This is a genomic window from Actinophytocola sp. (genome assembly GCF_035634895.1).
In the GTDB taxonomy this organism is placed as follows: Bacteria; Actinomycetota; Actinomycetes; order Mycobacteriales; family Pseudonocardiaceae; genus Actinophytocola.
The window spans coordinates 78,897-91,011 of the sequence record NZ_DASQCC010000001.1 but is presented as its reverse complement, the minus strand read 5'-3'; the positions used below and the strand labels follow the sequence as shown (position 1 = coordinate 91,011).

13 protein-coding genes and 1 riboswitch are annotated in these 12,115 nt (G+C 71.0%); of the genes, 7 read left to right on the top strand and 6 right to left on the bottom strand.

What is annotated here, in order from left to right:
• Positions 1-214 precede the first annotated feature (214 nt).
• From VET29_RS00455 to VET29_RS00445, 3 genes are read left to right on the top strand one after another with little or no spacing between them, the layout of a single operon-like run.
• Positions 215-1,282, top strand: a complete 1,068-nt coding sequence (locus VET29_RS00455) for a LolA family protein (protein WP_324913087.1) — start codon at positions 215-217, stop codon at positions 1,280-1,282.
• Between the two features lie 14 nt (positions 1,283-1,296).
• On the top strand, positions 1,297-2,304 hold the full coding sequence (locus VET29_RS00450) for an ABC transporter ATP-binding protein (RefSeq protein ID WP_324913083.1): 1,008 nt from the start codon (positions 1,297-1,299) through the stop codon (positions 2,302-2,304).
• Entirely contained in the window at positions 2,301-3,173 is an 873-nt protein-coding gene (locus VET29_RS00445; protein WP_324913081.1) for an ABC transporter permease subunit, read from the top strand. Before VET29_RS00450 ends, VET29_RS00445 begins: the two co-directional genes overlap by 4 nt.
• Here the strand turns inward: VET29_RS00445 and VET29_RS00440 are convergent.
• From VET29_RS00440 to VET29_RS00430, 3 genes are all read right to left on the bottom strand, one after another.
• The gene (locus VET29_RS00440) at positions 3,135-4,160 is read right to left on the bottom strand and encodes an ABC transporter ATP-binding protein (protein ID WP_324913105.1); all 1,026 of its coding nucleotides are present in this window, start codon (positions 4,158-4,160) and stop codon (positions 3,135-3,137) included. The genes VET29_RS00445 and VET29_RS00440 overlap by 39 nt on opposite strands.
• Entirely contained in the window at positions 4,157-5,686 is a 1,530-nt protein-coding gene (locus tag VET29_RS00435) for an ABC transporter permease (protein ID WP_324913102.1), read from the bottom strand. Before VET29_RS00435 ends, VET29_RS00440 begins: the two co-directional genes overlap by 4 nt.
• Positions 5,687-5,712: 26 nt before the next feature.
• Positions 5,713-6,750 (bottom strand): thiamine ABC transporter substrate-binding protein, encoded by a 1,038-nt coding sequence (locus VET29_RS00430; RefSeq protein WP_324913078.1) that lies wholly within the window; start codon positions 6,748-6,750, stop codon positions 5,713-5,715.
• Positions 6,745-6,854, bottom strand: a riboswitch (TPP riboswitch). Its footprint overlaps the gene before it by 6 nt.
• 44 nt (positions 6,855-6,898) lie before the next feature.
• On the opposite strand from VET29_RS00430, the gene VET29_RS00425 reads away from it, so the two are divergent.
• Positions 6,899-7,201 carry a 4a-hydroxytetrahydrobiopterin dehydratase gene (locus tag VET29_RS00425; protein WP_324913074.1) on the top strand — a complete coding sequence of 101 codons (303 nt, stop codon included), beginning with the start codon at positions 6,899-6,901 and terminating at the stop codon, positions 7,199-7,201.
• Here the strand turns inward: VET29_RS00425 and VET29_RS00420 are convergent.
• Both VET29_RS00420 and VET29_RS00415 read right to left on the bottom strand, forming a co-directional pair.
• Complete coding sequence (locus VET29_RS00420; RefSeq protein ID WP_324913072.1) at positions 7,194-7,619, bottom strand: hypothetical protein; 426 nt, start codon at positions 7,617-7,619, stop codon at positions 7,194-7,196. The two genes, VET29_RS00425 and VET29_RS00420, sit on opposite strands and share 8 nt — an antisense overlap.
• A gap of 13 nt (positions 7,620-7,632) precedes the next feature.
• The gene (locus VET29_RS00415) at positions 7,633-9,192 is read right to left on the bottom strand and encodes an alkaline phosphatase D family protein (RefSeq protein ID WP_324913067.1); all 1,560 of its coding nucleotides are present in this window, start codon (positions 9,190-9,192) and stop codon (positions 7,633-7,635) included.
• Positions 9,193-9,324: 132 nt separating this feature from the next.
• Here VET29_RS00415 and VET29_RS00410 point away from each other — a divergent pair, with 132 nt between their 5' ends.
• The 3 genes from VET29_RS00410 to VET29_RS00400 all read left to right on the top strand — a co-directional run bounded on the left by VET29_RS00410 (position 9,325) and on the right by VET29_RS00400 (position 10,940).
• Positions 9,325-10,020, top strand: a complete 696-nt coding sequence (locus VET29_RS00410) for an NIPSNAP family protein (RefSeq protein ID WP_324913065.1) — start codon at positions 9,325-9,327, stop codon at positions 10,018-10,020.
• Positions 10,021-10,127: 107 nt separating this feature from the next.
• Positions 10,128-10,343: a hypothetical protein gene (locus VET29_RS00405; RefSeq protein WP_324913061.1), complete on the top strand. Its 216-nt coding sequence runs from the start codon at positions 10,128-10,130 to the stop codon at positions 10,341-10,343.
• 78 nt (positions 10,344-10,421) lie between these two features.
• On the top strand, positions 10,422-10,940 hold the full coding sequence (locus VET29_RS00400) for a Uma2 family endonuclease (protein WP_324913099.1): 519 nt from the start codon (positions 10,422-10,424) through the stop codon (positions 10,938-10,940).
• Here the strand turns inward: VET29_RS00400 and ychF are convergent.
• Complete coding sequence (gene ychF, locus VET29_RS00395) at positions 10,930-12,012, bottom strand: redox-regulated ATPase YchF (protein ID WP_324913057.1); 1,083 nt, start codon at positions 12,010-12,012, stop codon at positions 10,930-10,932. The two genes, VET29_RS00400 and ychF, sit on opposite strands and share 11 nt — an antisense overlap.
• Positions 12,013-12,115 lie beyond the last annotated feature (103 nt).

The following is a 12,115-nucleotide window of genomic DNA, read 5'->3' as shown; positions in this document are numbered from 1 at the left end:
TTCCTCGCGGCGTAGATCCCGTGGTCGGTGGCGGTGGGGGCGTCGCCGCGGCGGGGTCGAGTGGCGGCCGCGGCCTACGATGCGGTTCGAGGCGCCGGCGACCTGCGACTCTCAGTGGAATCTCAGGTTCTCGGGCGCTCTCAGGGCCATCTCAGTAACCGTGCGGCAACCTCAAGGTCACAGGCACGAGAAAGACAACGAACGAGGGGTGCACATGAACTCGAGGAAGACCGCGCTGTCGTTCGCGGCGGCCGGGACCGCGGCGGGGGTCGTCGGGTTGGTGTTGCTCGCGACGCCGGCCGGTGCCGGGGAGGCACCGCCGGCGTTGCCACCGGTGAGCGCCGAGTCGCTGGTCCAGTCGGTGCTGAACACCGAGATCCCGGCCTTCGCCGGGTCCGTCGAGGTGCAGAACCATCTCGGCCTGCCGATCCCGGGCATTCCGGCCAGCCCCAGCAACGGCAAGGCCGCCGAGGTCTGGGCCGACGGCTCGGGCAAGGCGCGCCTGGCCGTCCCGGGCCGCCAGAGTGAGATGACCATCGTCGACGACGGGTCGACCGTCTGGGTCTGGAACTCCGAGGACCGGACGGTCACCAAGGTGCCGCACCAGGAGAACGCCGGCCAGAAGCCCCTGGAGGGCATGTTCGCCGACCCGGCCAAGGCGGCCGCCCAGCTGGTCACCGCCATGCAGCAGGACTCGACGGTCACCGTCGACGGCACGGCGCGTGTCGCGGACCGGCCCGTCTACCAGCTCGTCCTCACGCCCAAGCCGACCGAGAAGACGCTGCTTCGCGAGATCCGCGTCTCCATCGACTCCGAGCTGCGGATCCCGATGTCGGTCGAGGTGCTCGCCAACGGCCAGGCCGACCCGGCGGTGAAGATCGGCTTCACGGACTTCACCCACGCCACGCAGGACCCGAAGCTCTTCGCCTTCACCCCGCCCGCCGGCGCGTCCGTCTCCGAGGAGAAGGTCCAGGACGAGGTCCACGGCCAGAACCTCGAGGACTGGCTGGGCAAGGTCGACATGAAGACCGTCGGCCGCGGCTGGGACATCGTCGCCACCGGCAAGATCCCCGCCGAGTTGATGAACACGACCGGCGAGCGGTCCGGCCAGGACCTCACCGCGCTGCTCGGCACGTTCGGCAAGGAGGTCCACGGGGACTTCGGCACCGGCTACGTGATCTCCGCCAGCGTCGGCACCGCCCTGATCACCCAGGACGGCCAGGTCGCGGTCGGCGCGGTGCCCCAGCAGGTGCTCGTCGAGGCACTCAAGACCGTGAAATGAGTACCGTCACGGACATGACGGAGACTGAGGAGGCCCCCGCGACGACCACCGCGGGGGCTCCCCCCCGTCTCGCCGCCCGGACCCGCAACCTGCGGAAGGTCTACGGCAAGACGGTCGCGGTCGACCACGTCGACCTGGAAGTGCCGATGGGCGCGGTGCTCGGCATGCTCGGCCCCAACGGCTCTGGCAAGACCACCACCATCCGCATGCTCCTCGGCCTCGTCCTGCCGACCGCCGGCTCCGTCGAGCTGCTCGGCCACAAGATGCCCGAGGGCGCGGGCTGGGCACTCCCGGAGGTCGGCGCGCTCGTCGAGGGCCCCGGCTTCCACCCGTTCCTGTCCGGCCGGGAGAACCTCCTGCGCGTCGCGGCCGCCGAGCCGCACCTCGCCGCGAAGGACATCACCCGCGCGGTCGGCCGGGCACTGGAGCGCGTCGGTCTCACCGCCGCCGCCAACCGGCGCTACCGCGGCTACTCGCTCGGCATGAAGCAGCGGCTGGGGCTCGCGTCCGCGCTGCTCATCCCACGCAGGTTCGTCGTGCTGGACGAGCCGACCAACGGGCTGGACCCGGCCGGCACCCGCGAGGTCCGCGCCGTCATCGCCGACCTGCACGCCGCCGGCACCACCGTGCTCGTCTCCTCCCACCTGCTGGCCGAGGTCGAGGCCACCTGCACGCACGTCGCCGTGCTGCACAAGGGCTCCGTGGTCGCGCAGGGCGAGCTGGCCGAGCTGCTCGAGGCCGGCGACGCCGGGCTCATGGTGTCCACCCCGGACGTGACGGTCGCGGTGAACTCCCTGCGGGACAACAGGATCCCCGCCCGCGAGGTGCCGAACGGGGTGCACGTCGACCTCGCCGCGACGACCGCGCCCGAGGTCGTGGCCACGCTGGTCGGCGCGGGTGTCTCCGTGCACGAGGTGCGCAGGCAGCGGACCGGGCTGGAGGAGCTGTTCGCCCGGCTCACCGACTCCGCCGAAAAGGGCGACGGCCTGTCCGATGTGGACACCTTCGAGGAGCCCTCATGACGCTCGCACTCGACGCGCCGATCGTCACCGAGCACCGCACCAAGGCCCCGATCGGGCGGCTCCTGCGGTCCGAGCTGCGGTTCATGTTCCGCCGGCCACGCACGCTCGTCGCGCTCGGCCTGCTGGTCCTCGGGCCGATCCTCGCCGGCATCGCCATGGCCGTGGCGACCTCGGCACCCACCGGCGGCCCCGGCGACCAGGTGATCCAGGGCGTCGCCGCGCTGGTCGCCGACAACGGCCTGATCCTGCCGGTCTTCGTGCTGATGCTGTGCATGGTGATGCTGCTGCCGATGCTCGGCGCCATGTGGTCGGCGGACGCGCTGGCCGGCGAGACCCAGACCGGCGCGCTGCGCGGGCTGCTGCTCGCTCCGGTGAGCCGGGTGCGGCTGCTGGCCGTGAAGGCGTTCGGCGTCGCGGTGCTGACGTTCGTGGCCGTCGCGATCATCACGGTCGTCGGGATCATCGCCGGCCTGACGATCCTCGGCGGTGACGGCCTGCTGACCATGTCCGGCACCACGCTGCCGTTCGGCCAGTCACTCGGCCGGATCGCGCTGATGGCCGTGCTGGTGACCGTCCAGGTGTGGGCGGTCGCGGCGATCGCGCTGGCGATCTCGGCGGCGACGGAGCATCCGCTGGTCGTGATGGCCGCGGCGCTCGGCGGGATCATCGTGTTCACGATCCTGAACAACATCTCGGCACTGGACTGGCTGCACCCGTTCCTGCTGACCGACGGCTGGGACGGCCTCGCCGACGTCATCCGTGACCCGATGCCGACCGACGGCATCATGACCGGGTTGCTGCGTGCCGCCTGCTACATCGTGATCGGCTACTCACTGGCCCTGGCCCGCATGGCCACCAAGGACGGCTAGCCCGTCCGGGTCCAACCTCAGCCGGACGTGGTCGCCCGGTGTCTCCGCGATGCCGGCGACCGCGTCCACCAGCTGGTCGGAGTCCAGCCGGACCTGCAGGCGGACGTGGTCGCGGCGGTGCACGGACCGGACGAGCTTCCCGGAGATCCCGCCGTCACCGAGCCGCAACGCGGCCGGCCGCAGGCCGAGCGTCACCGAACCCGACGGCGCCCACGGCAGAGCCACCGACCCCAGTGCGCACGTCGCGACGCCGTCCGCCACCACCGCCGGCAGGAACAGGCCGCACCCCAGGAACCGCGCGGTGTCCTCGTCCGCAGGCCGCCGCCACACCTCCTCCGGCGGTCCGGTCTGCGTGATCCGGCCGGCCCGCATGACCGCGACCCGGTCGGCGAGGGTGAACGCCTCGTCGTGATCGTGCGTCACCACCAGCGCGGTCGCCCCGGCGATCCGCAGCAGCCCGGCCAGGTCCATCGCCAGCTGCTCCCGCAGCGCCCGGTCCAGCGCGGACAGCGGCTCGTCCAGCAGCAGCAACCGTGGCCGCGGCGCCAGGGCCCGCGCGAGCGCCACCCGCTGCTGCTCGCCACCCGACAGCTCGGTCACCCTGCGCCGCTCGTAGCCGCCGAGACCGACCAGCTCGAGCAGCTCCGCCACCCGCGTCCGCCGGTCCGCGGCGGGCACGTGCCGCATTCGCAGCCCGAACGCGACGTTGCCGGCCACGTCCCGGTGCGGGAACAGCTGCCCGTCCTGGAACACCAACCCGAAGCCGCGGCGGTGCACCGGCACGTCCGCCAGGTCCGTGTCGTCCCAGCGGACCGCGCCGGAGACCGGCGGCTCCAGCCCGGCGACCGCCCGCAGCAGCGTCGACTTCCCGCAGCCGGACGGGCCGAGCAGCGCCAGCACCTCGCCGTCCGCCACCTCGACGTCCACTTCGGACACCGCGGCCAGCGCGCCGTACCGCACGGTCAACCCGGTCACCGCCAGCATCAGAACTCTCCCACCGGCACGCGCACCCGCTCGACGACCGCGACCACCGCGACCGTCACCACGACCAGCAACGTGCAGGCCGCGTACGCCATCTGGTTGTTCAGCTCACCCGGCCGCGAGATCAGCCGCGCGATCGCGACCGGCAGCGTCGCGGTGTCCGGCCGGGCCAGGAAGCTCGTCGCGCCGAACTCGCCCAGCGCCACCACGTACCCGAACGCGGCGGCGGTCAGCAGCGACCGGCCGGCCATCGGCACGTCCACCTCCCACCACACCCGCCACGGGCCGGCGCCCAGCGACGACGCCGCCTGCCTGAGCCGCTCGTCGATCGACCGCAGCACCGGCAGCATGATGCGGATGACCAGCGGCGTCACCACGATCGCCTGCGCGAGCGGGACGAGCACGGGTGACGTGCGCAGGTCGCCGGGCAGCAGGTCGAGCGTGATCAGGTAACCGAAGCCGACGGTCACCGCGGACACGCCCAGCGGCAGCATGAACGCGGTGTCGACGACCTCGGTGAACCTGACCCTGTTGCGGGCGAAGGAGACCAGCACGACGCTCGCCATCGTGCCCAGCGTGACGGCCAGCAGCGTCGCGTCCGTGGCCGCGGCGAGGGAGTTGCGGACGGCGTCGAGCCCGGAGATCTCCAGCGAGCCCCGGTAACCGAAGCCGGCCAGCGCCCGCCAACCGTCCACAGTGGAACGTGAGACCAGGGAGACGACCGGCACGAGCAGCAGCGCGACCACCGCGAGTGCCAGCGCGACCACGAACCACTCGCCGCCGGCGGGTTTCCGTGCCGACTCGGCCTGGCCACGCAGCCGCAACGCCGTCTCCCTGCGCCGCCGGGCGAGCGCGCCGATCGACAGCACGGCCACGACCGCGCCGAGCTGCAGCAACGACAGCGCGGCGGCGCCGGACAGGTCGAGCAGCTCGACCGTGCGCAGGTAGATCTCGGTCTCCAGCGTCCGCAGCCGCGCTCCGCCGAGGATGAGTACGACGCCGAAACTGGTGGCACAGAACAGGAACACGACCGCCGCGGCCGAACCGAGGGCCGGCGCGAGCGCGGGCAGCGTGACCGACGTGAACGTCCGCAGCCGGGAGGCGCCCAGTGCGCGCGCCGCGTCCTCGGCCCGCCGGTCGAGGTGTGTCCACAGCCCGGCCACCGTCCGCGCCACCACCGCGACGTTGAAGAACGCGTTGGCCAGCACGATGGCCCACACCCCGCCGCCGGGCATGAGCGCGCGGAACGCCAGCCCCACCACCACGCTCGGCAGCACGAACGGGACCAGGATGATCACCCGGACGAGCCCGAGGCCGGGCAGGGCGGTGCGGGCCAGCAGGAACGCGACCGGCAGCCCGGCGAGGACGGCCACCGCCGTCGCCCCGGCCGCCTGCGCGACGGTGAACCCCACGAGCCGCCACACCTCGGCCGTCCCGAGCGTGGCCAGCACGCCGCCCTCGTCGAGGCCGAGCCGCAGGATCGCGACCACCGGCCACACGAAGAAGACCGCGAGGAAACCCAGCGGCACCAACGCGAGGAGCGCGACTCCCCGCGGCCTCAGCCCTGGACTATGCCGCGCCACTCGGTGATCCACCGCTCCCGGTTCTGCTGGATGTCCCGCACGGGCAGCCTGGCCGAGTCGTCCGGCAGCGGCGCGGCGCGCAGCCACGCCGCCGGCAGCGCGACGCCCGCGCGGACCGGGTAGACGTACATCTGCGCCGGGACCTGCGACTGGAACCGCTCCGACAGCAGGAAGTCCATGACCTTCCCCGCGTCGCCGGCGTGCTTGGCGTTCGCGAGCACGCCCGCGTACTCCACCTGCCGGAAGCACGTGTCCAGCACGGCCTTCGTGCGCGGGTTGCCCTTGTCGTCCACCTCCGCGGACGGTGAGGACGCGTAGGAGACCACGATCGGCCGCGGCCCCTTGCCCGACGAGCCGGAGAAGTCCTGCGTGTAGGCCTCCTCCCAGCCGCTGACGACCTTGACGCCGTTGGCCTTCAGGGACTTCCAGTACTCCTCCCAGCCACCGCCGTCGCCGAGCCTCGTGATCGTGCCGAGCAGGAAGGCGAGGCCGGGCGAGGACGTGGCCGGGTCCTCGACCACGAGCATGTCCTTGTACTGGGGCTTGACCAGGTCGGCGTAGGTCGTCGGCTCCGGCACGCCCTTCGCGGCGAAGGCCGCGGGGTCGATGTTGAGGCAGACGTCGCCACGGTCGACCGCCGTGAGCCGGTGGGTGTCGTCGAGCGCGTAGGCGTCCTCGCCGCCGCCGCTCCCCTTGACCTGGTACGGCGCGAACACGTCCTCGTCGAGTGCCCGGGACGCGAACGTCGTGTCGACCCCGAACGCGACGTCGCCGATCGGGTCGTCCTTGGTGAGCACGAGCTGGTTGGTGAGCGCGCCGGCGTCGCCGAGCTTGCGGACGTCGATCGTGATGCCGGTCCGCTTCGTGAAGTCCTTCATCACGGCGTCGTCCATGGCGAACGAGTCGTGGGTGACGAGCACGACCTTCCGCTCGCCGCCGCCGTCGTCGCCACCGCCCAGTGAGCACCCGGCGAGCAGCAGCCCCAACACCGCGACGCACGCACGTAGCCGCATCGTTGCCTCCCTCCCTGCGCCGGCATGACCCGGATCAGGTTCGAACGGTCGAGGGCGGCCGCCCTCCTCTCAGCCCGGCATTCCGGACTCCCGTGTGTCTGCCGAGCGTACCTGTGCACGCGGTGGTCCGACCCGTCACCATGGAGGCATGCCCGAGCTGCTCAGAGACGAAGAAGTCGGCAAGGCCCTTGGCCGCCTCCAGGGCTGGTCCCTCGACGAGGGTCCGGTGCGCGCGTTGCGCCGGGACGTGGAGCTGGCGAGCTTCCCGCAGGCCATCCAGGTCGTGAACCGGGTGGCGGAGATCGCCGAGAACGACAACCACCACCCGGACATCGACATCCGCTGGCGGACGCTCACGTTCCGCTGCAGCACGCACTCGGAGGGTGGCATCACCGCGCTGGACGTGTCCATCGCCGAGGAGATCGAGGGTGTGCTCGACGCGGTCAGCTGACCGCGATGGCCACGACCACCGCGACGAGGATGACGATGGCGATCACGTTGATCGCCATGATCGCGGAGATGCCCCGCGTCCCCTGCGGCGCGAAGCCGATCGACCCCTGCATCCCGATGACGGCCGGCGGCCGGTAGTAGACGGTCGTCTGCTGGCCGGGGTAGATCGTCACGGGCAGCTCGGCGGGCCCGAAGTCGCCGAGGTACCGCGTGGACACCCGCAGGTGGTGGTTCCCGGCAGGCAGGTTGAACGGCGCAGTGCCCCAGCGGACGCTCGCGGGGTGTCCGTTGATCGTCACCCGGGGGCCGGTGAAGGCGAGCATGAACGCCATCGCGTTGAACGACGAGTGCACGAGGAGCTGCCCCATCGCGGGCGGCGACCCGGCGGGGTAGCCCCCTTGGGGCGGTCCGTAGGTCATGCACCCATTGTGGTCAGGTCAGGGGGACCTTCGCTATCGCTGTCAGGCCGGAGTCGTCCGCGCGTTCCAGCACCATCTCCGCGGTCCGTCCGGACGCCCGCAGGGCCGCGACCATGTTGCCCATGTGCGGCCCGGTCACCTTCTCCCACGTCACCGGCATCGGGTCCACCTTGCGCAGCAGCCGCCACCGCAGCACCGCCGCGAGCGGCCGCCACCAGGCGAGGAAGAAGACCGGGCGGAACCACCTCGGCACCCGGTTGTGCAGGGGCGAGCACACCAGCTGGTAGACGGCCGCGTTGACCGGCGACGAGAAGCGCACCTTCGCCGCGTACCCGTGGTGCACGTCGCCGGACAGCACGCTGACGGTGGCCGTGTCGGTCTTCGCGATCCGCTCGACCAGCCGCGCCAGCCGGTCGCTCGACGCACGGAACGACGGCCAGTGCTCCAGGTCCGCGGCCTGCCGGAGCTTCTCGGCGAGCCGGCCGCCGTCCCGGGCGGCGACCTCGTTCAGCGATTGGAGGTGGCTGATGGCGTAGGGCATCAGCCAGGGCAGGGAGGACCCGATCAGCAGGTGGTCGAAGTCGCCGGTCGCGTTCTCCTCGATCCACTCGAACTCGGCGTCGCTCACCATCGACCGCCGCCCGTCGGCCAGGATCCGGCCCGACCGCGTGTCGATGACCAGCAGCCGGACGTTGCCGAAGTCCCGCCGGTAGCTCCAGCGGGTGCCCTTGCTCCCGTCGACCTCCTGGCGGGCCCGTTCGGCGAAGTCGTGCAGGAGGTCCTTCGCGTCGCCCTCCCGGGTGGTGACGGCCCGGTACAGCTCGTCGTCCGCGAGCTCGGCCGGGCTGAGGTTGCCGATGTGCTGGTAGATCCAGTAGCTGGCCAGCGCGCCGCGTTCACGGTCGTCCCACCAGGAGGTGGCGGCCATCTGGTCCCGCCAGGTCTGCGAGGTGTTCCAGTCGTCGCGCACGTCGTGGTCGTCGAAGATCATCGAGGTGGGGACGGTCGACATGAGCCAGCGGACCCCCGGCTCGGACCACGACTCGTGGTAGAGGTGGGTGTACTCCTCGAAGTCCGCGACCTCGACGCCCGGCGGCTCGTCCAGCGACCGCCGTTTCGAGATCCACTCCCTGGTCGCCTCGGACGTCTCGTCCGCGTAGACCTGGTCGCCGATCAGCAGCAGCGAGTCCGGCCAGTCCCGCTCGTCCTGGTCGAGCATCCGTTTCGCGTAGGCGCCGAGCGCGTCGGTCCCGTACGCCGTGCCGTCGGGCATCCGGCAGGACCCGAACAGCAGGAGGAACTCGTCGCCCTCGGCGCTGGTACGGATCCGGCTGGGTGGGAAGCCTTCCTGGGGCCAGACGACGTCACCGTCGAGCGTGACCTCGTAGGGCGTGCTGGTGCCGGGTGACAGTCCGTCGAGCACGACGAGCGCGTAGTGGTGTCCGCCGACGGTGAACGTGTGTGCCTCGCTGCCCGCCACCGTGACCGTGCAGGGCTGGTCGGTCTCGACCCACACGGTGGCGGAGGTGGCGTCGACGTGACGTAACAGCGGTCCGATGAGGAGTGCGGGCATCCCCCCATCCTTCCCGGTCCCGTCCCGCCCGGCGCGATGACGCCCCGGCAACACGGCCTCCGGTCGGAGGAATGTCGGTGTACCCCAATAAGGTGTCACCCACCCAGGTAGCTACCGCATGAGGGAGCGGCGATGTCTGAGGTTCTGGAGCTTCGGCAGTACACCCTCCACCCCGGCCGGCGGGCTGAGCTGGTCGAGCTGTTCGACCGCGAGTTCGTCGAGACGCAGGAGGCGGTGGGCGCGCACGTCCTCGGTCAGTTCCGCGACCTGGACGACGAGGACCGGTTCGTGTGGTTGCGCGGCTTCGCCGACATGCCGACCCGCGGCGAGGCACTGCGGTCGTTCTACGGCGGCCCGGTCTGGCGCGCACACCGCGACAGGGCCAACGACACGATGATCGACTCGGACGACGTGCTGCTGCTCCGCCCCGTCACCGGCCTCGACCTGGCCGGCCGCACGCGGGGTGGCCCGACCACGCTCGTCACGATCACGCTCTACCACCTGCCGGCCGGCGGCGAGGACGCGTTCCTGGACTTCTTCGAGTCGGACGTCGCCCCCATGCTGACGGCGACGGACGCCCCGCCGCTGGCCGTGCTCAGGACCCTGCGAGCGGAGAACAACTTCCCGGCCCTGCCGGTCCGCGAGGAGGCGAACGTCGTGGCGTGGGTCGCGTCGTTCCCCGGCCCGGCCGAACTGGCCGAGCATGTCCGGCTGCTCGGCCGCGAGAACCGGTGGATCCACGACACCCTGCCGGTGCTGACCAAGCAGCTGGCCCGGCCGCCGGAGCAGCTACAACTCGCGCCGACGGCACGCTCACTACTCCGTTAGCGAGGTCTGGTAACGGAGTTCCCCACTTGTGCGACCCTCCGGACAGTACGGCGACAACAGGTCGCAAGAGCGGACACGGCGACCGCGGAGCCTGCAGGGAGACAGTCATGAGTGCGCAGGAAGTTTGGGAAGTACCCGTGGTCGACGCACTGGAACGCGACCGCACCCTCATGGTCACGGTCTCCGACGGCCGGGTGGCGGTCGTGCCACCCCCCGGCGAGGGCTTCTACCTCCCGGCCCAGTCCGTCTGGCAGCTCCACGAGGCCATCCGCGCCGCGGCCATCATCGCCACGAAGGCGAACAACGGCCGCGCGGCGGTCTGACCCGCGTCAACCTTAGGAGCATGACCTCGCTGCCCGACTGGATGCCCGCCGCGCCCGGAAGGCTGGTTCGCGGAGGACCTGGACCGTCTTCCCGAGGCGCCACGCCACACCGAGCTCATCGACGGAGCGCTCGTCTTCATGATGTCACCGCGGCGGATCTGGCATTCCCACGTCGTCACGGCCATTACCAACGCGCTCACGGCTCAGGCACCAGGCGATCTCGAGGTCGACCGAGAGGTGACCATCCGGCTCGACAACCGCAACCGGCCCGAGCCGGACGTGGTCGTCACGACCACGCGGGTTGGTTCCGACGGGACCTGGTTCGCGCCCGAGGACGTGTTGCTCGCCGTCGAGGTGACCTCGCCCGAGTCGGAGCACCGCGACCGCACCGTCAAACTGCGCAAGTACGCCGAGGCGGGGATCAGGCCCTACTGGCTGGTCGAGGAGGAAGACGACCGGCGCGTGGTGCACGTTTACGAGCTGGACGAGCCGACCCGTGCCTACGCGCCGGCGGGCATCTTCCGTGGCAAGCTCGAGCTGTCCAGGCCGTTCCCCGTCGTCGTCAGCCTGGACAGTCCGTTCCGGCCTACACGTTGAAGCGGAACTCGACCACGTCGCCGTCGGCCATGACGTAGTCCTTGCCTTCGATCCGGACCTTGCCGGCGGCCTTGGCGGCCGCCATCGAGCCGGCCTCGACGAGGTCGGCGTAGGACACGATCTCGGCCTTGATGAAACCGCGTTCGAAGTCCGTGTGGATCACCCCGGCCGCCTGGGGGGCCGTCCATCCCTTGTGGATGGTCCACGCCCGCGACTCCTTGGGCCCGGCCGTCAGGTAGGTCTGCAACCCGAGCGTCGAGAACCCCGCGCGCGCCAGCGAGTGCAGCCCGGGCTCCTCCTGCCCGATGGACTCCAGCAGCTCCCGCATGGACTCCTCGTCGTCGAGCTCCAGCAGCTCCGCCTCGACCTTCGCGTCGAGGAAGACCGCCGCGGCCGGTGCGACCAGAGCGGTCAGCTCGGCGCGACGTGACGAAGATGACAGCACCTCCTCGTCCGCGTTGAACACGTAGAGGAACGGCTTCACGGTCAGCAGGGAGAGCTCGCGGAACAGCGAGACATCCACTTCGGACTGCGCGGAGAACAGCGTCCGCCCACCGTCCAGAATCGACCGGGCGAGGTTGACGGCCTCGAGCGCCGGCCTGGCCTCCTTGCGGGTCCGCGCCTCCTTCTCCAACCGGGGCAACGCCTTGTCCACGGTTTGGAGGTCGGCCAGGATGAGCTCCGTGTTGATCGTCTCGATGTCCGCCGACGGGTCGACCTTGCCGTCGACATGCACCACGTTGGGGTCGTCGAACACCCGGATGACCTGGCAGACGGCGTCCGCCTCGCGGATGTTCGCCAGGAACTGGTTGCCGCGGCCCTGCCCTTCGGAGGCGCCGCGCACGAGCCCCGCGATGTCCACAAATGACACTGTGGCGGGCACGGTCCGGGCGCTGTCGAACATCTTGGCCAGCACGTCCAGCCGCGGTTCCGGCAGCGGCACGACGCCGACGTTCGGTTCGATGGTCGCGAACGGATAGTTCGCGGCCAGCACGTCATTACTGGTAAGGGCGTTGAAAAGGGTGGACTTGCCAACGTTCGGCAGGCCGACGATCCCGAGGGTCAAGCTCACTGGCGTAACTCTACGTGGGCTCCAAACCTCCTCGACGTGCACCTCAGGAACGGATTACACCGTTTGGGCCCTAGCCAGTTCGCAGCCGCTCAACAACACTCCG

What these genes read in the sequence shown, in the direction of transcription:
- VET29_RS00410 (WP_324913065.1), top strand. Translation starts at nt 9,325, where the DNA reads ATGTCTGAGGTTCTGGAGCTTCGGCAGTACACCCTCCACCCCGGCCGG.
- VET29_RS00420 (WP_324913072.1), bottom strand. Translation starts at nt 7,619, where the DNA reads ATGACCTACGGACCGCCCCAAGGGGGCTACCCCGCCGGGTCGCCGCCC.
- VET29_RS00405 (WP_324913061.1), top strand. Translation starts at nt 10,128, where the DNA reads ATGAGTGCGCAGGAAGTTTGGGAAGTACCCGTGGTCGACGCACTGGAA.
- VET29_RS00430 (WP_324913078.1), bottom strand. Translation starts at nt 6,750, where the DNA reads ATGCGGCTACGTGCGTGCGTCGCGGTGTTGGGGCTGCTGCTCGCCGGG.
- VET29_RS00415 (WP_324913067.1), bottom strand. Translation starts at nt 9,192, where the DNA reads ATGCCCGCACTCCTCATCGGACCGCTGTTACGTCACGTCGACGCCACC.
- VET29_RS00425 (WP_324913074.1), top strand. Translation starts at nt 6,899, where the DNA reads ATGCCCGAGCTGCTCAGAGACGAAGAAGTCGGCAAGGCCCTTGGCCGC.
- VET29_RS00455 (WP_324913087.1), top strand. Translation starts at nt 215, where the DNA reads ATGAACTCGAGGAAGACCGCGCTGTCGTTCGCGGCGGCCGGGACCGCG.
- VET29_RS00445 (WP_324913081.1), top strand. Translation starts at nt 2,301, where the DNA reads ATGACGCTCGCACTCGACGCGCCGATCGTCACCGAGCACCGCACCAAG.
- VET29_RS00450 (WP_324913083.1), top strand. Translation starts at nt 1,297, where the DNA reads ATGACGGAGACTGAGGAGGCCCCCGCGACGACCACCGCGGGGGCTCCC.